Annotated in this window: 23 protein-coding genes and 1 tRNA gene; 10 read left to right on the forward strand and 14 right to left on the reverse strand. The window is 69.9% G+C overall.

Going from position 1 to position 23,004, the window contains the following annotated elements; genetic code table 11:
- Positions 1-65: 65 nt before the first annotated feature.
- The 4 genes from ACWCOV_RS01565 to ACWCOV_RS01580 are packed head-to-tail and all read right to left on the reverse strand — an operon-like array spanning position 66 to position 4,512.
- Complete coding sequence (locus ACWCOV_RS01565; protein ID WP_449827260.1) at positions 66-1,055, reverse strand: glucose 1-dehydrogenase; 990 nt, start codon at positions 1,053-1,055, stop codon at positions 66-68.
- Positions 1,056-1,113: 58 nt separating this feature from the next.
- Positions 1,114-1,956 (reverse strand): transglutaminase family protein, encoded by an 843-nt coding sequence (locus tag ACWCOV_RS01570; RefSeq protein ID WP_449827261.1) that lies wholly within the window; start codon positions 1,954-1,956, stop codon positions 1,114-1,116.
- Entirely contained in the window at positions 1,953-2,897 is a 945-nt protein-coding gene (locus ACWCOV_RS01575) for an alpha-E domain-containing protein (RefSeq protein ID WP_449827262.1), read from the reverse strand. The genes ACWCOV_RS01570 and ACWCOV_RS01575 overlap by 4 nt, the downstream gene beginning before the upstream one ends.
- Before the next feature lie 16 nt (positions 2,898-2,913).
- Positions 2,914-4,512 carry a circularly permuted type 2 ATP-grasp protein gene (locus ACWCOV_RS01580; protein WP_449827263.1) on the reverse strand — a complete coding sequence of 533 codons (1,599 nt, stop codon included), beginning with the start codon at positions 4,510-4,512 and terminating at the stop codon, positions 2,914-2,916.
- Between the two features lie 103 nt (positions 4,513-4,615).
- Between ACWCOV_RS01580 and bcp the strand changes: the two genes are divergently transcribed.
- The 6 genes from bcp to ACWCOV_RS01610 all read left to right on the forward strand — a co-directional run bounded on the left by bcp (position 4,616) and on the right by ACWCOV_RS01610 (position 10,108).
- Complete coding sequence (gene bcp, locus ACWCOV_RS01585) at positions 4,616-5,083, forward strand: thioredoxin-dependent thiol peroxidase (RefSeq protein WP_449827264.1); 468 nt, start codon at positions 4,616-4,618, stop codon at positions 5,081-5,083.
- A 390-nt stretch (positions 5,084-5,473) separates the two neighbouring features.
- Positions 5,474-7,078, forward strand: a complete 1,605-nt coding sequence (locus ACWCOV_RS01590) for a substrate-binding domain-containing protein (RefSeq protein WP_449827265.1) — start codon at positions 5,474-5,476, stop codon at positions 7,076-7,078.
- A 54-nt stretch (positions 7,079-7,132) separates the two neighbouring features.
- Positions 7,133-7,213: transfer RNA gene (locus tag ACWCOV_RS01595), tRNA-Leu, on the forward strand.
- A 60-nt stretch (positions 7,214-7,273) separates the two neighbouring features.
- Complete coding sequence (locus tag ACWCOV_RS01600) at positions 7,274-7,540, forward strand: hypothetical protein (protein WP_449827266.1); 267 nt, start codon at positions 7,274-7,276, stop codon at positions 7,538-7,540.
- Positions 7,537-9,408 carry a TOMM precursor leader peptide-binding protein gene (locus ACWCOV_RS01605; protein WP_449827267.1) on the forward strand — a complete coding sequence of 624 codons (1,872 nt, stop codon included), beginning with the start codon at positions 7,537-7,539 and terminating at the stop codon, positions 9,406-9,408. The genes ACWCOV_RS01600 and ACWCOV_RS01605 overlap by 4 nt, the downstream gene beginning before the upstream one ends.
- Position 9,409: 1 nt before the next feature.
- The gene (locus tag ACWCOV_RS01610; protein ID WP_449827268.1) at positions 9,410-10,108 is read left to right on the forward strand and encodes a SagB/ThcOx family dehydrogenase; all 699 of its coding nucleotides are present in this window, start codon (positions 9,410-9,412) and stop codon (positions 10,106-10,108) included.
- Here the strand turns inward: ACWCOV_RS01610 and ACWCOV_RS01615 are convergent.
- The 6 genes from ACWCOV_RS01615 to ACWCOV_RS01640 form a co-directional block, all read right to left on the reverse strand.
- Entirely contained in the window at positions 10,105-13,044 is a 2,940-nt protein-coding gene (locus tag ACWCOV_RS01615) for a helix-turn-helix transcriptional regulator (protein WP_449827269.1), read from the reverse strand. The genes ACWCOV_RS01610 and ACWCOV_RS01615 overlap by 4 nt on opposite strands.
- A 94-nt stretch (positions 13,045-13,138) precedes the next feature.
- Positions 13,139-13,534, reverse strand: coding sequence for a hypothetical protein (locus tag ACWCOV_RS01620; RefSeq protein WP_449827270.1), 396 nt, complete (start codon positions 13,532-13,534; stop codon positions 13,139-13,141).
- 100 nt (positions 13,535-13,634) lie between these two features.
- The gene (locus ACWCOV_RS01625; RefSeq protein ID WP_449827271.1) at positions 13,635-14,231 is read right to left on the reverse strand and encodes a hypothetical protein; all 597 of its coding nucleotides are present in this window, start codon (positions 14,229-14,231) and stop codon (positions 13,635-13,637) included.
- 2 nt (positions 14,232-14,233) lie between these two features.
- The gene (gene rdgB / locus ACWCOV_RS01630; protein WP_449827272.1) at positions 14,234-14,839 is read right to left on the reverse strand and encodes an RdgB/HAM1 family non-canonical purine NTP pyrophosphatase; all 606 of its coding nucleotides are present in this window, start codon (positions 14,837-14,839) and stop codon (positions 14,234-14,236) included.
- Complete coding sequence (gene rph / locus ACWCOV_RS01635; protein WP_449827273.1) at positions 14,836-15,552, reverse strand: ribonuclease PH; 717 nt, start codon at positions 15,550-15,552, stop codon at positions 14,836-14,838. The genes rdgB and rph overlap by 4 nt, the downstream gene beginning before the upstream one ends.
- A 10-nt stretch (positions 15,553-15,562) precedes the next feature.
- On the reverse strand, positions 15,563-16,396 hold the full coding sequence (locus tag ACWCOV_RS01640; RefSeq protein ID WP_449827274.1) for an SGNH/GDSL hydrolase family protein: 834 nt from the start codon (positions 16,394-16,396) through the stop codon (positions 15,563-15,565).
- Positions 16,397-16,543: 147 nt separating this feature from the next.
- Between ACWCOV_RS01640 and ACWCOV_RS01645 the strand changes: the two genes are divergently transcribed.
- From ACWCOV_RS01645 to ACWCOV_RS01655, 3 genes are all read left to right on the forward strand, one after another.
- On the forward strand, positions 16,544-17,716 hold the full coding sequence (locus tag ACWCOV_RS01645; RefSeq protein WP_449827275.1) for a Gfo/Idh/MocA family protein: 1,173 nt from the start codon (positions 16,544-16,546) through the stop codon (positions 17,714-17,716).
- Between the two features lie 163 nt (positions 17,717-17,879).
- On the forward strand, positions 17,880-18,710 hold the full coding sequence (locus tag ACWCOV_RS01650) for an SAM hydroxide adenosyltransferase (RefSeq protein WP_449827276.1): 831 nt from the start codon (positions 17,880-17,882) through the stop codon (positions 18,708-18,710).
- Positions 18,711-18,966: 256 nt separating this feature from the next.
- Complete coding sequence (locus tag ACWCOV_RS01655; protein WP_449827277.1) at positions 18,967-19,713, forward strand: DNA glycosylase AlkZ-like family protein; 747 nt, start codon at positions 18,967-18,969, stop codon at positions 19,711-19,713.
- 141 nt (positions 19,714-19,854) lie between these two features.
- On the opposite strand, the gene ACWCOV_RS01660 is transcribed toward ACWCOV_RS01655, so the two are convergent.
- From ACWCOV_RS01660 to murI, 4 genes are read right to left on the reverse strand one after another with little or no spacing between them, the layout of a single operon-like run.
- Positions 19,855-20,685, reverse strand: a complete 831-nt coding sequence (locus ACWCOV_RS01660; RefSeq protein WP_449827278.1) for an alpha/beta fold hydrolase — start codon at positions 20,683-20,685, stop codon at positions 19,855-19,857.
- On the reverse strand, positions 20,666-21,412 hold the full coding sequence (locus ACWCOV_RS01665; protein ID WP_449827279.1) for an MBL fold metallo-hydrolase: 747 nt from the start codon (positions 21,410-21,412) through the stop codon (positions 20,666-20,668). The genes ACWCOV_RS01660 and ACWCOV_RS01665 overlap by 20 nt, the downstream gene beginning before the upstream one ends.
- A gap of 10 nt (positions 21,413-21,422) precedes the next feature.
- On the reverse strand, positions 21,423-21,602 hold the full coding sequence (locus ACWCOV_RS01670; RefSeq protein WP_449827280.1) for a hypothetical protein: 180 nt from the start codon (positions 21,600-21,602) through the stop codon (positions 21,423-21,425).
- Positions 21,599-22,402: a glutamate racemase gene (gene murI / locus ACWCOV_RS01675; RefSeq protein WP_360472023.1), complete on the reverse strand. Its 804-nt coding sequence runs from the start codon at positions 22,400-22,402 to the stop codon at positions 21,599-21,601. Before murI ends, ACWCOV_RS01670 begins: the two co-directional genes overlap by 4 nt.
- 202 nt (positions 22,403-22,604) lie before the next feature.
- Between murI and ACWCOV_RS01680 the strand changes: the two genes are divergently transcribed.
- Positions 22,605-22,964, forward strand: a complete 360-nt coding sequence (locus ACWCOV_RS01680) for a hypothetical protein (RefSeq protein WP_449827281.1) — start codon at positions 22,605-22,607, stop codon at positions 22,962-22,964.
- The last annotated feature ends 40 nt before the right edge of the window (positions 22,965-23,004 follow it).

Below are 23,004 nucleotides of genomic sequence, written 5' to 3' on the forward strand. Positions count from 1 at the left end.
TCCCTTCGTCTCCTGGACCTGCCCCGGGATGGCCGGGCGGGCCCTGCTGAGTCCATCCTCGCAGGTCATCCCTGCAAGTCGACGACCACCTTGATGTCTTCCGGTTCCCGGACCAATGCGCTCGGCCACTCCGACAGCGGCACGGTCCGCGTGATCATCCGCTCCAGCCAGGCCTTGTCGGCGGCCTGGAGGATGTCGACGGCGTCCGCGTAGTGCCGCTTGGCCGCGTTCACCGAACCCACCAGGGCGGCGTTGCGGACGACCAGCTGGCGGTTGAGAGCGTCCAGCGGTACGTCGATGGTCGCCGGACCGGGCGAGATCCCGGTCAGGCACATCACACCGGCTGGAGCGAGCAGCTCGGCGCAGTCGAACACCACCTGCCCGGCGCCGGTCGCCTCGATCACCACGTCCGGCATGACACCCAGGTCCGCCAGGTCGGTGAGGTAGGTGCCGCCGAGTTCCCGGACCAGCTCGGGCTTGGGCCCTTCCGTGGCCCGGTCCAGCACGTGGACGTCGTACCCGCGCTGCGTGGCGATCAGAGCCGCGAGCAGGCCGATCGGACCCGCTCCGGTGACGAGCACGTGCTCCGGCCCGTACCAAGAGCGCGATCCGACTCGGTCGACCTGCTCCCACGCTTTGGCGAGGATGCTGGCCGGCTCCACGAGCACGCCGAGGTGCCCTAGCTGCTGCGGGACCGGGGCGGCGAAGTACGGGTCGACTCGCCACCGTTCGGCGCCGTACCCGTCCATCTCCTTGATGCCGCGCTCGGTGTAGCGGCCGTTGCGGCAGAAGTCCCACTCACCGCGCGCACAGGCCGGGCAGGGCTCCGGGTCGGGCCGGCGGACCACACCGGCGACCAGGTCGCCGGGGCTGCAGCCGGAGCCTTCCGGAGCCTCCAGGACCCGCCCGAGCGACTCGTGGCCGATCACCAGTTGGTCGGAGCCCGGCCGTCCCCGGCCGAACCCGCCGGAGACCAGCTCCACGTCCGTGCCGCAGATCCCGGTGAGCATTCCCTCGACCAGGATCGAACCGTCCGAGTCGGGCGGCTCCTCCACCTCTCCTACCGCGGCTGAGTCAGCTTGCCCCGTCGTGACTGTCATCGCCCGCATGCGCTCAGGCTAACCGGGTCATGTTGACGGTCACCTCGATTGCAGTCGCCGCGCCGCCGGAGTAAATGCCCTTCAGCGGGGACACGTCGCCGTAGTCGCGACCAGTGGCCACCCAGACGTGCCGGTGCCCGATCGGGATGTCGTTGGTCGGGTCGAAGCCCCACCACTCCCCGGTCCACGCCTCGATCCACGCGTGGCTCTCACCCACGACTGTCTCGCCGACGGCTGCGTCGGGCTTGGTGTGGAGGTAACCGGACACATATCGCGCCGGTACGCCGACCGCCCGCAGCATGGCGAGCGTGAGGTGCGCGTAGTCCTGGCACACGCCCTCTCCGGCCTGCCAGGCATCGACGGCCGACGAGTGCACGCCAGTGGTACCGCGCTGGTACTTCAGCGTGTCGTGCACCCATTTGGACACCGCCAGCACGGTCTGCTGCGGCGTACGGCCCTTGCGCAGCGACCGGGCCACCGCGGCGAGCTCACGGTGTTTCGGCACGTACGTCGTCCACTCGAGGTACTCGGCGTACCGGTCGAGGTTCTCCTCTGCCCGGATCTGCGTCCAGCCGGCGTCGACGGTCGGCGCGGGTTCCTCGGTCGTCTCCACCACGGACGCGGCAACGACCTTCAGCTCGGTGTGGGGCGTGTACAGGTCGAACGAGTTGACCTCCGTGCCCCAGTAGTCCGTGTACTTGTAGGCCCTGGTCGCCGGGACGGTCTCGAGGCGGGCGACCATCAGGTTCTGCCGGTCGTCGCTGCGCGGGGTGAGCCGCGCCTCGTTGTAGGACTGACTGACTGCCGTCGCATAGCGGTAGCCGGTTGTATGGACCACCCGGAGACGCCACTTCACAGGTTCACCTCCGCGTTGTTCCACTCGATCCACGGCACGGCATGGAAGTACTGCCGCGACACGGCCTCGCCGACCTCGCGCACTGTGGTCTGCAACGCCTGCAGCCGGCCAGTGAGGTCGTCCAGCAGCTCAGCCGGTCGCAGGAACTCCAGATCACTCCGCGCCTTCCCCAGCAGCCGTGACGCCTCAGCACCGGCGCCGATCCGGGCAGAGGGCCCGCGGTCGAGCGCCTCCAGGCAGGACTCGGCCTGTGTCAGTGCGTGGAACGCAGACCGCGGGAACAGCCTGTCCATCAGCAGGAACTGCACCACGCGCGAGGCGTCCAGCGCCCCGCGATACGTCCTCAGGTACGTGTCATGCGCACCCGCAGAGCGCAGGACGGTCACCCACCCCGGCGACGTCGGCTTGTCGCCCACCCGGGACATCAGCAGCCGCACGATCATGTCCACCCGCTCCACCGACCTGCCGAGCACCAGGAACCGCCAGCCGTCGTCCCGGCTCATCGTGGAGTCCGCCAGCCCGGCGAACATCGCGGCCCGGTCCTCCACGAACGTGAAGAACTCGTGCGGCCCGACCCGGCGAGCAGCCCGCTGCCGCTCGGGTACGGCGTTCCACATGGCGTTGATGCATTGCCACAGCTCGCTGGACACCACCTCGCGCGCCACGCGGGTGTTCTCCCGGGCACTCCCGATCGACGACACGATCGATCCGGTCTCCGGCGACATCGCGACCAGCTCGGTCAGGCCCCACACGTCCAAGTGGGTGCCGTCCGGTGGCGTGATGCCCAGGACCGACAGCAGTGTGCGACTCTCGGTGTCGGCGTCGACCGTCGCGTCCTCGAGCAGCTGATGGACCGACACGTCGAGGATCCGCGCCGTGTCGTCCGCGCGTTCGACGTACCGGCCGATCCAGTACAGCGACTCGGCGTTGCGTGCGAGCATCGTCAGCACCTCCCCATCACTGTTGCTGCTGCTGTTGGGCGATGTTCAGCTCCGGCCCCTGCTCGGGCGTCGAGGCCTCGTCGGACTTGACGCCAGTCGCACCCAGCCCGCGGCCGCGCAGCTCGGCGTCCTCGCCGGAGGCTCTGGGCGCCAGCACCCAGGTGTCCTTCGACCCGCCGCCCTGCGACGAGTTGACGATCAGGCTGCCCTCGGGAATGGCGACCCGGGTCAGTCCACCCGGCAGCACGAACACGTCATCGCCGTCGTTCACCGCGAACGGCCGCAGGTCCACGTGTCTCGGCTTCAGCCGCTCACCCACCTTGGTCGGCACAGTGGAGAGCTGTACGACGGGCTGCGCGATCCAGCCGCGCGGATTGGCCCTGATCCGGCGCCGCTGAGCCAGCAGCTCCTTCGGCGAGGCATCCGGTCCGAAGACGATGCCGTAGCCACCGGAGCCCTCGACCGGCTTGGTGACGAGCTCGTCCAACCGGTCCAGCACCTCGGTCTGCTCGTTCGGCAGCCAGCAGCGGTAGGTGTCGACGTTCGGCAGCAGCGGAGTCTCACCCAGGTAGTACTTCAGGATCTCCGGGAGGTACGTGTAGATCAGCTTGTCGTCGCCGACACCGTTGCCGATCGCGTTGGCGATCACCACGTTGCCGGCCCGCGCCGCGTTCACCAGGCCCGCGACACCGAGCACGGAGTCCGGCACGAACTGCACCGGGTCCAGGAAGTCGTCGTCGATCCGCCGGTAGATCACGTCCACCCGCTGCTCGCCCTCGGTGGTCCGCAGGTAGATCACGTTGTTGCGGGCGAACAGGTCGCGCCCCTCGACCAGCTCCACCCCCATCTGGCGGGCCAGCAGCGAGTGCTCGAAGTACGCCGAGTTGTAGACGCCCGGCGTGAGCACGACGACGTTCGGGTCGGTCGCACTCGGTGGAGCGGCCGCTCGGAGGGCTCGGAGCAGGTGGACGGCGTAGTCGCCGACGGCGCGGACCCGGTGCTTGGCGAACAGATCCGGGAACACCCTGGCCATCGTCCGGCGGTTCTCCATCACGTACGACACCCCGGACGGGCTGCGCAGGTTGTCCTCCAGCACCCGGAAGTCGCCCTGCTCGTCGCGGACCACGTCGATCCCGGCCACGTGGATCCGGACGCCGTTCGGCGGCGCGATCCCGGCCGCCTGCCGGTGGAAGTGCTCGCACGACGTGATCAGCCGCCGCGGCAGCACGCCGTCCGCGACGATCTGCTGCGGTCCGTAGATGTCGGCCAGGAACGCCTCCAGCGCGCGGACCCGCTGCACGATGCCGCGCTCCAGCCGGGACCACTCCGAGGCCGTGATCACCCGCGGCACCAGGTCCAGCGGGAAGGGCCGCTCCTGGCCGGACAGGCTGAACGTGATGCCCTGGTCGACGAGCGCCCGGTCCAGCGCCTCGGACCGGGCAGTCAGGTCGCCCGGCTGCAGTGGCTCGAGCGAGTCGTGCAACCGCTTGTACGCCGTCCGGACCCCGTCGACCGGGTCGAACATCTCGTCGTACGCGCCGGCGTGCGGACGCCGCGGGTCGAGGTACCCGTCGAACAGCTGAGGGCCCGCGGGGCGGGACGGTGCGCGGCTCATCTGCGCATCTTCACCCAGTCCGGCCGCGCTCGCACCCGGAACGCTCCTCAGTTATCCCGCACGTAACATTGCGGACAGTCAACCGATCCGTGGAGGGGCCCTGATGTCCGAACGTCTGTCCGTCGGCGACACCGCACCCGACTTCACCCTGCCGGATGCCGACGGCAACGAGGTCTCGCTGGCCGGCCTGCGCGGCAAGAACGTGATCGTGTACTTCTACCCGGCCGCGATGACCCCGGGCTGCACCAAGCAGGCCTGCGACTTCCGCGACTCGCTCGACTCGCTGCAGGCCGCCGGGTACGCCGTCCTCGGCATCTCCCCGGACAAGCCGGCGAAGCTGGCCAAGTTCCGCGAGCGGGACGCGGTCACGTTCCCGCTGCTGAGCGACCCGGACAAGCAGGTGCTGACCGCGTACGGCGCGTTCGGTGAGAAGACCATGTACGGCAAGAAGGTCACCGGCGTGATCCGCTCCACCTTCGTCGTCGACCCGGACGGGAAGATCGCGGTGGCGCAGTACAACGTCAAGGCGACCGGCCACGTCGCCAAGCTCCGCCGCGACCTGGGTCTCTGAGCCTGACCTCCGGGTCACCGTTACCGAGCAACCTGCCCGGTCACCTCAGCGGAGGGAAACCTTCGACCGTTTCATGCAACTGGTCCATGGAACGGTCGTTTGAGTAGGCGATCCAGTGTGATTTGGATCACACGTCGATCTCAGCGGACCGCAGCCGTCGCACTACCGTCGGTGAGTTTTTCAGGGTTCCTGTGAAAGACCGGTACTCCCGCACCCACCAGCGTCCCGTTGCGGTCCGTCCCGGGGTGTGTCCGGAACCACGGCGTTCTTCGCCGTGACCAGCCGAAACCGGGTAATCTGCGCGCGCAGTCAGCCTCTGGGAGGGAGGGACCTGCCGCGATGGGAAAACATTCCTCTGCGGTGACGCGAAGTAACAACAACCGTCGATCGGTGTACATCACCGCGGTCGGGCTTCTGGTGATCTCGCTGGGCGCCGTGTTCGTGGTCCGGTCCTTCGGATCCGAGGCGGGAGCCGACGGCTTCCTGAGCGGCGGCAGCCAGTCGTGCGACGATCCCACGCAGATCTCGCTCAGCACCACGCCCGAGTTGCAGCCCGCACTGGAGTCGGCGGCCAAGTCGCTGGCGGGCAAGGGCGGCGACGACGGAACTCCGTGTCTGCAGTTCACCATCAGCGCGTCCCCCTCGGCGAAGGTCGCCCAGGACATCGCGGCCAACAGCGACAACCGTCCCGACCTGTGGATCCCGGACTCCTCGCTCTGGGTCGCCCAGGCCGACGACGGCCAGAGCGTGCCGACCGTCGCCGTACCGTCCGTCGCCTCCTCACCGCTGGTGCTGGTCGGGCGGAACACCAACTTCGCCGACACCTCGTCCTGGCTGCGCGCTCTCGGCGGCGCCGAGCCGGCCCTGCTGGACCCGTTGAGCACGTCGCCCGGCGCGCTGTCGCTGCTCGCGATCCAGTCGGAGCGGCAGCGGACGTCGGCGTCCGACACTCAGGTCGCGTCGGTCGTCGTACCGCTGGCGCAGCGGCTCGGCTCGATGGCCAAGCCGTACACCGACCCGAACGCCCTGCTCGGCCGCGCCGACCAGGACGGCAGCAAGGTCGTCGTGCCGGTGTCGGAGCAGACCTTCGTGAAGTACCAGGACGCCCACCCGGACGCCCAGCTGCGGGCGATCGTGCCGTCCACCGGCACTCTGGTGCTGGACTACCCGGTTGTGGTCACGGCCAAGTCCGACGCCCAGCAGGCGACCGACGCCGCCAAGTCGCTCGCCGCCGAGCTGCTGACCGACTCGTCCGGCCAGGCCCGGGACGATTTGGGCTTCCGGGACGCGCAGCTCAGCCCGCTGAGCGGCGGCCGCGGGGTCGGTGACGTCACCCAGCTGCCGAAGCCGAACGGCGAGATGATCGACAAGACGCTGCTGACCTGGACCCGGCTGTCGCTGTCCACGCACTCGCTGGCGGTGATCGACATCTCCGGCTCGATGGCGGAGAAGGTCGGCGCCAAGACCCGGATGCAGCTCACCATCGAGGCGGCCGGCGGCGGCCTGTCGCTGTTCCCGAACAGCGCCTCGCTCGGCCTGTGGACGTTCTCCACCAAGATCGGGCCGGACGACGCCGACTACAAGGAGCTGGTCCCGATCGCGCCGCTGTCGGACCGGCAGCGCAAGAAGATCCTCGACAACCTGAAGATCCAGCGCCCGATCCCGAACGGCAGCACCGGCCTGTACGACACCGCGATCGCGGCCGTCCGGGCGGTCCGCCAGCAGTACGACTCCAGCGCGGTCAACTCGATCCTGCTGTTCACCGACGGCAAGAACGACGACCCGGGCAGCCCCACCCTGGAGCAGACCGTCAAGACCCTGGAGAGCCTGACCGACCCGGCCCGCCCGGTCCGGATCATCGCGCTCGGCATGGGACCGGAGGCGAACGCCGACGAGCTCCGCGCGCTCGCCAAGGCCACCGGCGGCCAGAGTTACGTCGCCCGCAACCCCGGCGACCTGCGCCAGGTCTTCATCGACGCCCTGCAAAGCCGCTGACCACGACGCCGAGTCGCCTCCCCTAGGATGTCCTGCGGGGAGGCGACTCCTCCAGCCAGAGTGGTGGAACGGCAGACACGCCGGCTTTAGGTGCCGGTGCCCCCGGGCGTGCGGGTTCGAGTCCCGCCTCTGGCACCTTGAGCTGCCGTCCGCCCCGGGTCGATACTGCGACTGGGGACGACGGGAGGGGGAACGATGGCTGTCCAGGAGCTGGAAGACCTGAAGGCGAAGGTCCAGGCCATGAAGGACGGGCTGGACACCGTGACCGAACAGGAGTGGCAGGCCTACGTCAAGGTCCGGGACATCCTGGCCGGGGACACGGGTTCGGGGCTCGATTCGTCGGCCCATCTCGGTGGGCTGCGCTGCGCCATGATGGGCATCTTCGAGACACCAGGTGAGCAGGGCGGGATCGGCGAGCACGACGCCGGCGCCGTCCAGCGGTTCGCGAACCTCGGCGAATGACTTCGCCCGGGCGGCTGTCCGGGACGCATGTCGCCCTGATCGGTCATCCGGAGCTCATTGCGGCCCTGGCCGGGTCGCCGAATCCGCCTGCCCACCGGGTGCGCGCGCCGTACCCGGAGCAGCGCGACGAGTTGCCGGCGGTGATGACGGGCGCCGATCTGGTGATCGCTGCCGATGACGGCGCGCTTCCGGTGCTGCACTCCTGGGTGAACACGATCGGGCTGCGGCTGGGCGTGCCGACGCTGCACGTCGCCGTACGAGGACCTAGGGCGACCGTTGGTCCGCTGGTGCTGGCCGGTGCGGGTCCGTGCTACCTGTGCTGGCGGATGCGTGCGCTCGCGTGTGAGCAGGACTTCGCGGCAGCGATGGCAGTCGAGGAAGAGCTCGACGCCCGTCGCGCACCGGATGCGGCCCGGCCCGTGCCGCCCGCCCTGCTGCCGATGGTCACTCGTGCGCTGCAGGCGGACCTAGCTGGCGGTGTGCTGACGCTCGACGCACGGACGGGCGCCGAGCAACTGCATCCGGTGCTGCCCCGCCCGGACTGTCCGGCGTGTGCGAAGGTCCAGCGACCATCGGCTGCGGTCCGCACTGACATGGACGACGTCGAACGGCGGACGGTCGATCGGCTGTCCGGGGTCGTTCGCGTCCTGGAGGTGATGCCGAAGGACGTCGACGAGCCGGAGCGGCCGTACATCGTGCGTGCCGAGCTGGCGAACGCTCACTTCCGCACCGGCCGCGACGCGTTCATCTCCTGCACCGGCAAGGGCTGGACCCGGCGTGCGGCTCGCGACGGCGCACTCGGCGAGGCCCTCGAGCGGTACGCCGCGATGACCTGGCGACCCGAGCGCAAGCTCACTTCGACGTACGACGGACTGGACCGCCCCGGCCTGCACCCGCGGGACCTGGTGCTGTTCGCCGACCACCAGTACGACGACCTGCCGTTCCAGCCGTGGCGGCCGGAGACCGAGCTGGAGTGGGTGCCGGCGCAGTCGCTGGTCACCGGCCAGGAGGTCTGGATCCCCTTGCTGGCAACGCATCTGGGCTACCGGTCCCCGACCGCGCTGTTCCCGGCCACGTCGAACGGGTTCGCGGCTGGGCCGGATCGGGACAGCGCCACGCGGCGGGCGTTGCTGGAGGTCGTCGAGCGGGACGCGTTCGCGATCGCCTGGACGCATCAGCTGGCTGGCCGTTGCGTGGCAGCCTCCGACGTGCCCGACGAGGTCGTCCGCGGGATCGCCGCGACCCATGCACGGCGTGGTGTCGACCTGACGGTGCATCTGCTCCCGACCGACACGGCTGCAACCGCCGTACTCGCCGTGGCGTGGTCCGACCGGGCACCGGCCGCGGTGGTCGGGGCCGCTGCTGCGATGGACCCGGTGGTCGCTGCTCGGTCCGCAGTGCTGGAGGTGGCGCAGGTTCGACCGTTGCTGCGCAGTCGGCTCCGGTTGCCGGCTGTCCGGGCTCGGATGGCCGAGCTGGCCGCCGTACCGGCCAAGGTCGCGACGCTGGACGACCACGACCTGGTGTACGCCGATCCCGCTGCCGAGGGCCTGGGGTTCCTTCGGGACAGCCCGCGGTTGTCGTGGCCGGACGCGTCCCCTGGCGACGACAGCCTGGAGGCGCTCGTTCGGTCGTTGGCCGAGGTGGCGTCGGACGTGCTCGCGGTGGACGTGACGCCGCCTGATGTCGAGGCGGTTGGTGTCCGGGTGGTGCGCGGTCTGGTGCCGGGCTTCGTGCCGATCTGGTTCGGCGCGAACCAAGCGCGGCTGGGCGGGTCCCGGTTGCTGGAGATGCCCGCCCGGCTCGGCCTGCGCCCGACGCCGGCCCGGTTGGACGAGCTCAACCTCGCCCCGCACCCGTTGGCCTGAGATGCCCGACTTTCCCACGCCCGGACGCGAGGACCCGACGGCACCGTGGATCCCGTTGCCGCCGGGCATGAAGCTCGACCTGCCACTGGCCGACCTGATCCGCGACCGGGCGTCGTGCCGCGCGTTTCAGGACCGGCCGATCGGCTTCCCGGAGCTCGCCACGCTGCTGCGGGCCGGGTACGGCAGCACCGGCGTGACCGACGACGGCCCGCTCTACGTGGTCGATCGAGCGGTGCCGTCCGGCGGCGGGCTGTACCCGCTCGAGCTCAGCGTGATCGTGCGCAGCGTCGACGACCTGCCCGCCGGCATCTACCACTACGTCCCGCTAGCGGACGGCCTGGAGCGAGTCCGCGCGAGCGCAGTCCCCGCGACCCTGGTCAGTCGGCTGTTCCTGGACCAGCCGTGGGCTGCCGAGGCTGCCGTCGTCCTGGTGCTGTCCGCGCGCACGATGGACAAATACGGTGACCGCGGGCACCGCTATCTGCTGCTCGAAGCGGGTCACGTCGCGCAGAACGTCGTACTCGCGGCGACCGGTCTCGACCTGGGCGTGGTCAACCTCGGGGGCTTCCTCGACGACGAACTGTCCGGTCTGCTGAAGCTCGGCGCCGAGATCCCGCTGTACGGCGCAGCCGTCGGCCGACCGGCGTCCGTCGACCGCACTGCCCGCCGCGCGCTCGGCCGACTGGAGGACGGCGGCTAGTCCGTCGGCGGGTGGCCGAGCCGGACCGCCAGTGCGGCCACCTCGTGACGGGACGACGTACCGGTCTTGTGCAGCAGGTTCGACACGTGCACGCTGACCGTCTTCTCACTGATGAACAGCGCCTTCGCGATCTCGCCGTACGTCCGGCCGACCACCAGGTAGGAGAGCACCTCGTGCTCCCGCTTCGTCAATGAACGCAGGCGTTCCGGCGCCTCGTCCGGTACGGGTCGAGTCGGCTCCTGCAGCGGAACGCCACCGAGTGCAGCCAAGGCTTCGACCTGGTCCAGCAGGGGCTGCGCACCGACCTCGCTCGCAAACCGGTGCGCAGAGCGCAGCGGTACGGCGACGACCGACCGGGCGGCTCCTTCGTCGAGGAGCGCCTGTGCCCACCGCCACGAGGCGACGGCCTCGTCCCAGCGCAGTCCCGCGACGGCACACCGCCGTACGGCGTCCTCCCAGGCAGCCGAGGTGGACGACTCGAACGCCGTGAACAACGCCCGCATCGCCGGTTGGATCAGGTCATCGGGTCCACCGGGCTCGAACGCCGCAGGCTGCATTGTCTGACGCGCCGCGCGGAGGTCGTCGAAGGCAACTTGGGTCGTCTGCATGGCATCGCGGTCCTGCCGGTCCCTCGCAGTCCCCATCAGCTCGGCCGCGGCGCGTGCTCCCCACACCAACAACTCGTCGGCGTCGCGGGTGTCGACGTTCTGCGCGCCGATCGTGCGCGACAGCAGGTCGAGCGCCTCCCCGGCCCGGCTGGTGGCAAGCAAGTACTCCGCCAGGACCGGCTGCGAGAACAGGCCGACCCGGCTCTCGAGTCCCGGGATCAGTTCCTTCGCCCGCTCGAGGTGCTGGCCCGCGACGTCCGTGTCTCCCTGCCGCACCGCCAACGCGGCCGCACTCAGGCGGACCATCGCGGCCGCATTCGGCAGACCCGCCAGGGAAAGACCCTCCCGGATGACCTGCGCGCTTTCCTGCAACCGCCCGAACATCAACAGGTGATGGGACAGCAGTCCGGCCGCGAACACCGCGACCGACTGCGCCCCGGCGTTGAGGGCGAACGCGAGGAATCGCTTGGTGGGCTCGATGCATTCGGTCACCCGGCCGCGCCGGCTCAGGTAGTTCTGGCGGATCACGAGCATCCGCCAGATCAGTTCCGGGTCGCCGGTCTCCTCGGCGAACCCCAAGCCGGTGGCGGTGTCCTGGTCCGCGCGCTCACCGAGGCGGTCCGCGTTGCCGCGGGCGGCGTACGCAAGGCTGAGGGCTGCCTTCGCGCCCGATCGGTGAGCCGCCTGCACGGCCTCTTCGGCGTACGTCGCGGACAGTTCGAGCTCGTTGTTCCACCACTGGCACCAGCTCAGGTACGCGAGTGCCTCGGCGTACTCCTCGCTGTCGGGGAAGTCCCGGCTGAGCTCGACCGCGTGCTCCGCCTCGGCGATCGGGCGCCCGCGGGTTCGGCCCGTCGCGAAGGCCGAGTCCGCCCACCGCCTCAGCAGCCGGCAGGCCTGCAGGGGTGCTGTGCGTTCGTCGACGAGTTCGCGCGCGCGGCTCCACGCCTGGAAGCTCGCCTCGCCGTCGCCGACGAGGTCGTTCGCCCGCGCGACCCGCTCCAGCAGGCGCACCTCGTCGTCCACCTTGCCCCTGTTGACCGTCGACCACAGGCTTGCCGCCCGACGAAGGTGGCCCGCCTCCTCACGCCGTGCCTTGATCCCGCTGGCCAGGTCGGCCGCTCGCAGCGACGCCTCGAAACAGGCCTTCAGGTCACCTGCGGCCTCGTAGTGCAGCGCGAGATCGCCCTGTCGCTGGACCTCGTCAAGGCCGGTCGCCGTACGGGCTGCCAGCGTCTTGGCCCAGGCGGCGTGCACCGACTCGGCCTCGCCGGGCACGAAGGTCGCGTACAGGACCTCGGCCAGCAGCGAGTGCCGGAACCAGCACAGGCCCGCACCCTGCGTGACGGTGATCCCGGTGTCGGTCGCCTCGGCCAGCGCGCTGGTCACCGCGCCGGGACCGATGCCGTGCGCCGAGGCGACTTCCCTGAGGTCGTCGATCGAGGTCGGCCGTCCGGCGACCGCGAGCAGCCGCATGACCTCGCGCGCCGTCGCCGGGAGCCGGTGCCAGGCAGCAAGCAACGCGCCGCTCAGCTCGGCCGGCAGACCGGCGGGCAGTTCGTCGGCGGTCACCGGAACTCCTTCGAGGAGTAGCTCGCTGAGATAGGGGTTGCCGTCGGACCGTCGTACGACGTCGTCCACCAGGTGGTGATGTGGACGCCCGCCGAGCAACATGGCTACCTGCTGCTCGGTCTCGTCCCAGCTCAACCTGTCCAGCCGTACGACGCTCACCGCCGGCAGCCGGCGCAGATCCGCCAGCCAGCTGTGCATCGGATGACCGGTGCCAAGCTCCTCGTCGCGACATGTCGTCAGGACCGCCAGCCGCTGCCGGCGGAATCCGGCGACCAGGTAGGCGAGTGCGTCGCGGGACGCCGGATCGGCCCACTGCACGTCGTCCACGACCAGAACGGCCGGCCGGCGCGCCGCAATCGCCATCACGAGCGCATCGACCACGGACAACAGCCGGACCTCACGGTCGTCGGCGAAGCCACCCAGCGAAGGCAACAACTCGCCCGCCGCCGGGACGGCCTCGAGCACCTCGGTCACCTCAGCGGGTTCGGCCGACTCGACCCAACCCTCCAGTGCGGTGACCAGCGGACCGTACGGCGAATCCACCGCGCCGAAGCGGACGCAGCGTCCCCACAGGACGACGACGCCGCGGTCCGCGGCCTCGGCGCAGACGGCCTGGACCAGGCGGGTCTTCCCCACGCCTGCCTCACCATGCACGAAGACCGCGCACGGCCGCCCTTCGGCTGCTCCCCGGATCGCGGATGCGAGGACCTCCGCTTCCTCGACCCGACCCGCCAGACCGGCTGCTCCCCCTCTCACAGAGTTCAGTCTGCGCCAGCCGGTCTGGCCTGTCTGTACCAGCTGTCCGGCGTGCAGGCCCGCCGGACAGCTGGTCCCCCTCCTCCAGATACGCCTAGGCGGCGGCGCGGTGGTGCCGGCGGAGCATCCAGATTCCGCCGAAGGCGAGTCCGGCGGCGCCGAGCGCGGAGGCGCCCACCTGCAGCGCGGTGTCTCCGGTGTCGGCCTTGCTGACCTGGGCAGCGGGCGTGTCCTGCACGGGCGTCACGCCGTACCTCGGGTCGCGGTACTGCTGCTCGTACGCCGGGTCGTAGTTCGGGTAGTTGTACTCCGGGACCTTGGCGCCGTCGGCCGGATAGCCGGTACCTTCGTCCGGCCAGCCGGGCGGATCCGTCGCGACAGCGGTGATCTCCCGGTCGGGATGCGGGTCGGCGGCGGCTTCGGTGGCGGTGAACGCGAACGCGCCCACTGCGGTTGCGGACAGTGCGAGGGCTGACCACCTGCGGTTCATGATTCCTCCTGTGAGATCCGCGGCGGATTCGCCGCTTGATCTCACGATCGGATTCCAGCCCCTACCCCCACATCGGAGACAACCCCTCAGAAACCGCGCGCTACCCCTCAGATGTGTGTGCGTCCAGGTAGGCCGTACCGCGGGGGCTGAGCTCGTAGCCGACTTCGAGGCTGTGGGTGAGGCCCAGGTTCTTCAGCTTGCGGACGTCGAGTTTGAAGGGGGCGGTCTCGCGGCCGAGCTCGGCGGCGAGGTCGGCGGCCCGGGTGGCCGGCTTGGCCTGGATCAGGCGCAGGGTGGCCGTGGTCCAGGGGCCGTGGTTGCTGAGCGAGTCGAACTTCTCCAGGCGCGCGGTCAGGTCCTCCAGGTCCGCGGCGGTCAGGGTCGACTGGGCGGCGAGCTGCTCGCGCGGGTCGGGGCCCTCGACCAGGTGGAACCTGATCAGGAACGTTGGCCAGTCCTCGTTGCCGCGCAGCCGGCGGCGCACGTCCTTCGCGTTCCGGCGGTCCGCGGCGGCCACGTCCTCGTCGTTGTCGGCGATCAGGTCCGGGTTGACCTCGCGGACGCTGTCGATCTCGATCCGGCCGGCGTTGGTGCGGTAGATCCGGCCCTCGACCACGCGCGCCTCGGCCCAGCGCCGGTACGCCGCGGTGATCCTGCCGTCCGCGACGCCGTCGCGATCCGATCCGGCGAACAACATGGTTACCCTCCCAGCGCCTTCGCCACGATCGGGGCGAGCGCGCGCAACGCCTTGCCCCGGTGGCTGATCGCGTCCTTCTCCTCGATCGACAGCTCCGCCGTCGTCCGGTCGTAGCCGTCGGCGGCGAACAGCACGTCGTACCCGAACCCGCCGGTGCCGCGCAGCTCGTGGATGACGCGGCCGCGCATCTCGCCGATCACGATCTCGTCCTCGGCGTCCGGCCGGACGAACGCGACGGCCGCGATGAACGACGCCCCGCGCCGCTCGTCCGGGACGTCCTCGAGCTGGCCGAGCAGCAGCACGTTGTTCGCGTGGTTGTCCTTGGCCGGCCCGGACCAGCGCGCCGACAGCACGCCGGGCATCCCGTTCAGCGCGTCGACACAGATCCCGCTGTCGTCCGCGATCGACGGCAGCCCGGTCGCCGCCATCGCCGCGTGCGCCTTCAGCAGCGCGTTCCCCTCGAACGTCGGCTCGGTCTCGGCCGGTTCGTCGTACGGCGGTACGTCGCCCAGCCCGAGCACCTCGATACCGGGCACGATCGGGGTCAGGATCCGGCGCAGCTCCTCGAGCTTCTTCTTGTTGTTCGACGCAAGCAGAACGCGACTCACGCGAGCGCCTCCAGTTGCAGCTTGGTGAGCTCCGAGCATCCCGCCGTACCGAGCTCCAGCAGGCTGTCCAGCTCGGAGCGGTCGAACGGCGCGCCCTCGGCCGTGCCCTGCACCTCGATGAACTTGCCTTCGCCGGTCATCACCAGGTTCATGTCGGTCTCGGCCCGGACGTCCTCCTCGTAGCAGAGGTCGAGCATCGGGGCGCCGTCGATGATGCCGACCGAGACCGCGGACACCGAGCCGGTGAGTGGCTCGGACTTGAGCAGCTTGCGGTCGCGCAGGTACGAGACCGCGTCCGCGAGGGCGACGTACGCGCCGGTGATCGCCGCGGTCCGGGTGCCGCCGTCGGCCTGGAGCACGTCGCAGTCCAGCAGGATGGTGTTCTCGCCGAGCGCCTTGTAGTCGATCACGGCCCGCAGCGAACGTCCGATCAGCCGGGAGATCTCGTGCGTGCGGCCGCCGATCCGGCCCTTCACCGACTCGCGGTCCGAGCGGGTGTTGGTCGACCGCGGCAGCATCGCGTACTCCGCGCTGACCCAGCCCAGCCCGGAGCCCTTCCGCCAGCGCGGCACGCCCTCGGTCACGCTCGCCGCGCACAGCACCCGGGTGCGGCCGAACTCGACCAGCACCGAGCCCTCGGCGTGGTCGAGCCACTTCCGGGTCAGCGTCACGGGCCGAAGCTGGTCGGGAGTACGTCCATCGATACGCGCCATGCCCCCGACCCTATGCCTCCGCGCGCCGCACCTCCGCATTGGTGGCCGGCTTCAGCTGGCTCACTGCCATCCGGGCTGCCCAGGGGGTCAGATCGCCCGCCCGGCGGCCGAGCCAGGGCACACCCTCGCGGACCATCCAGACCGCGTCCGCCCACCGGCTCGGCGGCCGGTAGGCGCAGTCCAGATCCGGCGGTACGGCGATCTGCAGGCCACGCCGGGCGAGTTCGTCGGCGAACCCGCGGGCCAGCCGGCGGTGACCGCGTTCCCCCGGGTGCAGCCGGTCGACGCTCCAGAAGTCCCGGCGGTACACCTCCGGGTAGTCGGCCATGTCCAGCCGGATCCCGCCGTACCTCGCGTGCAGGTCGTCGTACGCGAGATTGACCTGCTCGATCCGCTGCCACAGCGGCCGGCGCAGCCAGGCCGGTAACCCGAACACCTGGCCGTGGTCGTGGAACCGGACGGTGAGCAGCAGCGCGCCGCGTGCGGTCAGCTGCTCGGCGCACAGGTGCAGGCAGTCGCGGATCCGGCCGGGGTCGAAGGTGGAGCGCAGGGTGTCGTTGACGCCGACGATCAGGGAGGCGAGGTCGATCGGAACCCCGGTCGACACCGCGTCGGGCAGTTGGTCGGTCGCGACCGCGGTCGCGGTGGCGCCGCTGGTCGCGAAGTTGGCGAACGTCACACGGTGGGAGCTGGCCAAGGCGTCCGCGAGCAGCGAGGCCCAGCCCCGCCACCCCTCGCCCGGGCGCGCGCCGGCACCGGCAAGGTCGGTCGTGCTACTGCCGTTCATCGGGTCCCCGACACCCACGGTGGTCGAGTCCCCCAGTGCCACGTAGTGGAGGCTCACATTCCGTCATGGTGACGTCACCGGTCGAGCCGCTGGTGTTGCCCGGATGACGACTGGGGCAATTCCAGCTGGAGGAAGGGTGATTGAAGGACGGAAGTGCTCGGAGTTAGGGTGCTGCAAACAACTATGTGCAGGAGTTGCCTGGTTATGACTGATCTTCGGTTCGGTGTGGTGGGCCTCGGGGCCCGGAGCCGCATCGCGCACTATGCCCACCGCCCCGGCGAGGGATCCGAGGTCGTGGCCCTCGCCGACCCGGCCGCCGCGCAGCGGGACGCCGCGCAGGCGCAGTACCCGGACGCCACCACGCACGCCGACCACAGCGAGTTGCTCGACCAGAAGCTCGACGGGGTCTTCCTGACCACCCCGGACGACCTGCACGAGGACCCGGCGATCGACTTTCTCCGGGCCGGCGTCGCGGTGTTCGTGGAGAAGCCGCTGGCGATCACCACGTCCGGGTGCGACCGGGTGCTGCAGGCGGCGTACGAGAGCGGTTCGAGGCTGTACGTCGGCCACAACATGCGGCACATGCCCGTCGTACTGACGATGCGCGACCTGATCCAGTCCGGCGCGATCGGCGAGGTGAAGGCGATCTGGTGCCGGCACTTCGTCGGCCACGGTGGGGACTTCTACTTCAAGGACTGGCACGCGGACCGGCGCCGTACCACCAGCCTGCTGCTGCAGAAGGGCGCCCACGACATCGACGTGATGCACTGGCTGGCCGGCGGCTACACGACCCGGGTGAACGCGATGGGCGCGCTCACCCTGTACGGCGGGATCGAGGACCGGCTGGACCGGTCCGGGCAGCGGTTCGCCGACTTCGTGTCCGAGTCGAACTGGCCGCCGCTGTCCCAGAAGGGGATGGCTCCGGTGATGGACGTCGAGGACCTGTCGATGGCGAACCTCCTGCTGGACAACGGGGTCTACCTCACCTACCAGCAGTGCCACTACACGCCGGACTACTGGCGCAACTACACCGTGATCGGCACCGAGGGCCGGCTGGAGAACTTCGGAGACGGCCCGGGTGGCGTGGTGAAGGTGTGGAACAGCAAGCGGTCCGGGTACCGCGACGACGCCGACCTGGTGGTCGACATCCCGGACGCCGACGGCGGCCACGCCGGGGCGGACCCGCGGCTGGTCGACGAGTACATCCGGTTCGTCCGCGAGGGCGGCGCGACCCTCACCTCCCCGATCGCGGCCCGCGCCGCGGTCGCCGCCGGGTACGCCGCGACCACGTCCCTGCGCGAGCACGGCACCCCGATCGACATCCCGGCCCTGGATCCCGCCCTGGTCGCCTATTTCGACGGCGGTCAGACGCGGTAGTGCTACCATCGCGTCCGTGACCGTGTACGCCGCCATGCGAATGCTGAGCCCTCGATGCGGAAGACTCTAGCGGCGCACGCACTGATGCTTGCAGCGAGAGAGGCCCCCGACGCGTCGGGGGCCTCTCTCTTTTCGTTCCGGCTGCAAACGTCCTTGGAGAATCGTGTACCCGATCACCTACATCACCGACTGTTCCGTCGGGAACGCCCGGGCCCGGCTCAGCACCCGCATCGGCGCGCTGTTCGGCCAGTCCCCGACCATCGTGGCCGCCGACGGTCCCGACCCGGAGGCCTTCGCGGCCCTGACCCTGCTGGACTGTCTGAGATCGACGCAGTCCCTCGGTGAGGACGGCCATCCCACCATCACGCTGCTCAACATCGCGCCCCGCGACGGCGCGTGGCCCAACGGCGTGCCGTTCTGCTACTTCTGGTTCGGCCGGCACCTGGTCGCGAGCACGTTCAACCCACGGGCCCTGGCCTTGGTACGGCGGGAGTTCGACGTCGACAAGGTGTTCGTCACGGACATCCGCGAGGTCCTGTCGTCGGCAACGTGGACGAACCTCACGCCCGCCGACGTGGACACAATCGCGGACACCCAGTTCCGCAGCCTGTGGTACCTGCCGCTGCTCGCCAGGTGGGTCGCCGACGACCGCCCGGTCGCCTCGACGCCAACCGTCGTACCGCTCACCCCGGACGAGCCGCCGACCGTCAGCGTCATCGACAACTTCGGCAACTGCAAACTCAACTGCCTCCCATCCGAAGCCGGCTTCGCCCTCGGAGCCACCCTCCCCATCACTCACCGCACCCCCACCGGCGCCACCACGATCACCGACGTCACCTGCTACCCGCACCTCACGGCCGTCCCCCGCAACACCCCCGGCCTGATCCCGGGCAGCTCCGGCACCGGCTACCTGGAACTGGTCATCCGCAACGCCTCCGCCGCAGCCCACTTCAACCTCCAACCAGGCGACACCCCGCTCCACAGCGCCTGCTGACCCGCTTGGCGGCTAGAGATCTTCTATGTCTCGAGGGCTCTCAGTCAGTTATGAGCAGGCTGTTCGGTACCGGTTGTCGGTGAATCGGCTGGGGGTGCGGTTGCCGGTCGGGAGCTACGTGCAGGCGGCTCGGTTTGGCTTGCAGGACACGGCTCCCCGGGATGCGTTGGTGGGGTTGCATGCGCGGGTGGACGGGTGCGAGGCGGGGGCTTGGGAGAGTCCGGGGCTGATTCAGACCTACAGTCCGCGGTGGGCCGTGTACGTGTTGCCGGAGGCTGACTTCGGGGTCTTCACCGTTGGGCGGTTGCCGTTGGATCCGGCGGAGCGGAAGGCGATCGAGGAGAAGGCCGACCGGATCTGCCGTGACCTGGCCGGTGGAGAGCATCGGGGTGGACGTGGGCCGGAGCTGCGGGGTTCGTGCGGGAGCGGGCGATTGGCGCTTCGGTGGACGACGAGTGCGCTGTACGTGCGGGAGGTTCCGCGGCCCGCGATCGACTTCTGGGACGCGCACCTAGAGCTGTGCCGGCGGCACGTGCAGGCGTTCGGACCGACCACGGTCGAGGCGTTCGCGTGGTGGGCGGGCTTGTCGAAGCCGGATGCGGCCGAGGTCTGGCGGAAGCTGGCCGGCGAGTTGATGCCGGTCGACCTCGAAGGCCGGCAGGGCTGGATTCGTACGGCGGACGAAGCTGCAGTGCGCGCCGCACCGGAGGCGACCGGGGTTCGGTTCCTGGCAGCGCCGGAACTGCGGCTGTTCGGCCAGGACAAGCACGGTTTGTTCATCGCTCCGGGACAGAAGCCACGCATCCATCTGCACGACACGTTCCACCCGAACGGGCTCATGCTGGACGGCAGACTCGTCGGGACCTGGGGCCGCCGGAAGGGCGACGTCGACGTCCGAGCCGTCAAACCCCTCTCCCCCGGCGACCGAGCAGCGATCGAGGCCGAGGCGCTGTCCATGCCGATCCCCGGCGCGACCATGTCGGTCGCCATCACCGAGCTATAGCGGCAACCCCGCCTGCAGGTGCTCGAAGGCCTGATCCATCAGTCGAAGGCTGTCCGGCAGGGGACAGGTCAGGCGTCATCTCGTGGGTGGCCATCACGACACCGACCACGGCACCGGCGCGTACGGAGTTCCGGAGTTTGTCTAGCGCAGCGCCGTCCGCAGCACCTCCCGCACCAGGTCCGGCTGCTCGCGCCACGGCGAGTGGCCGGCGCCGGGAATCAGGTGGAAGGTGTGCCGCGGAGTGTGGGCGGCCAGATCCTGTACGGCGGACGCCGGCCGCGGATCCCCGTCACCGTGGATGTAGGTCACGTGCATCGGCAGCCCCGCCGCCAGCCCAGCCACGTAGTCGGCCGGCCACGACTTGATCTCGGCACCGAGCGCATTGTTCGCCGCGAAGTTGATCGGCAGGTCGACCGAAGCGCTCTCCAGCGCCCACTCCATCGCCCTCGAGGCGTCCGCGTGGTCGGTGAACCACGACAGCACCCGGAACTCGATCTCCTCGTCAGCCGACCGGTCCGCGGCGCCCAACGCTTCCAGCCGCGCCTGCTGCTCCGGCGTCATCCGCCGCCGCTGCGTCACGTCGTACGCCGTACGCCAGTCACCGACCCCGACCCCGTCGAGATACACGACACCGGCGACCGACGACGGGTACGACGCGGCGTAGACCAATGCCAGCGTCGCCCCGAACGAGTGCCCGACGACCACGATCTTCTCGTGCCCCCAGTACGCGCGCAGCTCGTCGATGTCCTGCGCCAGCCGCGCCATCGTCTGCACGTCCGAGGGGCCTGAGCGACCGCAGCCGCGTTGGTCGAAGCGGTGGACGACGGTCAGGTCGTCCAGCATCTCCGCGAGGACGGCGTAGTCGTCCCAGAGGCCCGGACCGCCGTGCAGGATCACGACGGGTGCGGCGGAGGTCGCCGTACCCGTGGTCGTGCTCCAGAGCCGGACGCCGTCAGATGTCGAAAACGGCATGGGGGGTGGCGACGTCGACCGGGCCGGGGTAGGTCTTGCGGGCGTTCTCGGCTTGGGTGTCGCGGTCGTACCAGGGTGGGACGTGGGTGATGACGAGGCGTTTGACGCCGGCCTTCTTGGCCTGTTCGCCGGCGTCGGCGGGGGTGAGGTGCAGGTCGGTCGGGTTGCGCGGGTTGTTGTCCTGCAGCGCGGCCTCGGACAGCAGCAGGTCGGCGCCGCGGGCGAGTTCGACCAGCGCCTCGTTCGGCCCGGTGTCGCCGGTGTAGACGAGCGATTTGTTGCCGTGCTCAACACGAATCGCGTACGCCGGCACCGGGTGCACCATCGACGCGGTGCGCACCGTGAACGGCCCGATCTGCTGAACGTCCTTCCAGCTGTGGAACTCCAGCTCCTCCTCCATCCCCGGGTCGAGCGGCAGGTCGTAGGCCAGCGCCATCCGGTACGCCGTACCGGGCGGGCCGTAGACCGGGATCCGCGGGATCGGGGAGCCTGGCGCGTACTTGGCCGAGACGTACAGGCCACACAGGTCCATGCAGTGGTCAGGATGCAAGTGGGACAGGCCGATCGCGCCGATCTCCGGTACGGCGAGATGCCGCTGGAGCGAGCCGAGCGCGCCACTGCCGAGGTCCAGGATCAGGTTGAACCCGTCGGCGGTGACCAGATAGCCCGAGGCGGCCGAGTCCGGCCCGGGGACGGACCCGGAGCAGCCGAGCACGGTGAGCTTCATAGCTTGAACATTACCGGCGGGTTGCCTGCTTCGCAGGGAAGCCGGTGGCGTCACCGAAGAGCTGATCCAGTTGCCTGGCAATGATTTCGCGCACGTCCACACTCGATCTGGTGCCATGGACAACATCCAGTGCGAGACCCGTCACACCCGCGACGAGCAGGTCCGCGGCAAGGTTCTGGCGGAGGGTCACCGGATCCAGGCGAACTGGTCGACGCCGGACAGCACCGGGCCGAGGAAGCGGGAGCCGATCGCGGCGAACTCGGCCGGGCTGCCGGTGGTGACGAACCGGTGCCGCGGCTCGGGCAGGTTGTCCGGGCGGAGCAGGCCGGTCTTGGTCAGCACGCCGTACACGTCCTTGGCGCACTCCTCGGCGCTGCTGACCAGAGTGACGTTGTCACCCATCACGTAGGAGATCACGCCGGTCAGCAACGGGTAGTGCGTGCAGCCGAGGATGAGGGTGTCGACGCCGGCCTCGACGAGCGGGTCGAGGTACTCGTGGGCGGCCTCGAGGAGCTCGGGGCCGGACGTCACGCCGGACTCGACGAAGTCGACGAACTTCGGGCAGGCCCGGGTGAACAGCTCCACCTGCGGCGCGGCGGCGAAGCCGTCCTCGTAGGCCAGCGAGGCCGCGGTCGCCCGGGTGCAGATCACGCCGACGCGCTGGTTCCGGGTCGCGGCGACCGCGCGGCGGGCCGCGGGCAGGATCACCTCGACGACCGGTACGTCGTACCGCTCGCGAGCGTCCCGGAGCATCGCGGCGCTGGCCGAGTTGCAGGCGATCACGAGCATCTTCACGCCGGCCTCGACGAGGTGGTCGAGGCACTCCAGCGCATACTCGCGCACCTCGGCGATCGGCTTCGGGCCGTACGGCTGCCGCGCGGTGTCGCCCAGGTAGAGGATCGGCTCGTGCGGCAACTGGTCGAGCACTGCCCGCGCAACCGTGAGTCCCCCGAAGCCTGAGTCGAAGATCCCCACCGGTGCGTCAGCCACGCCGGAAAGCTTAACCGGCCGATCCCACGCACCCGGCCGCGCCTGTGGACAAACCCGCGATCGGGCAGTTCTGAAGTCAGGCTTACCTAAGGTCATCAAACGACACGCCGGACTTGTCCACATCTTTACTCTCCGGAATTGCCTTTTCGCGTGATGCGCGCCACTCTGGAGCGATGTTTGTTCGACCGCCCCTCGTGATGCCATGAACCTGGCGCACCACGTCGCGGTGGTGCTGAGCACCACCGCCGCACCGAATCCGCAACCGGAGAATGCCACGGCCGCTGGGCAGGCCACCGGTCAGGCTGCGGAGACCAACAGCACCATGGCGGATGTCCTGGCGACCCTCGGGCCGACCGGGACGATGCTGGTGCTGGCCATGGCGGCGTTCGCTCTGTACGTCGTCTCGCTGTCGCTGCACCCGAACGCCAAGTGCAACCGTTGCAAAGGCGCCGGTCGGCACCACGGCAGCATCTTCAGTTACGCCCAGCGTCCCTGCACCAGCTGCAAGGGCCGCGGCGTCCATCCCCGGATCGGACGCAGGATCCTCTTCAAGCAACCGTAGGCAGCACATGACCCAGTAACCATCAGGTGCCCAAGGCAAC

The sequence above is a fragment of the Kribbella sp. NPDC002412 genome, assembly GCF_053592935.1.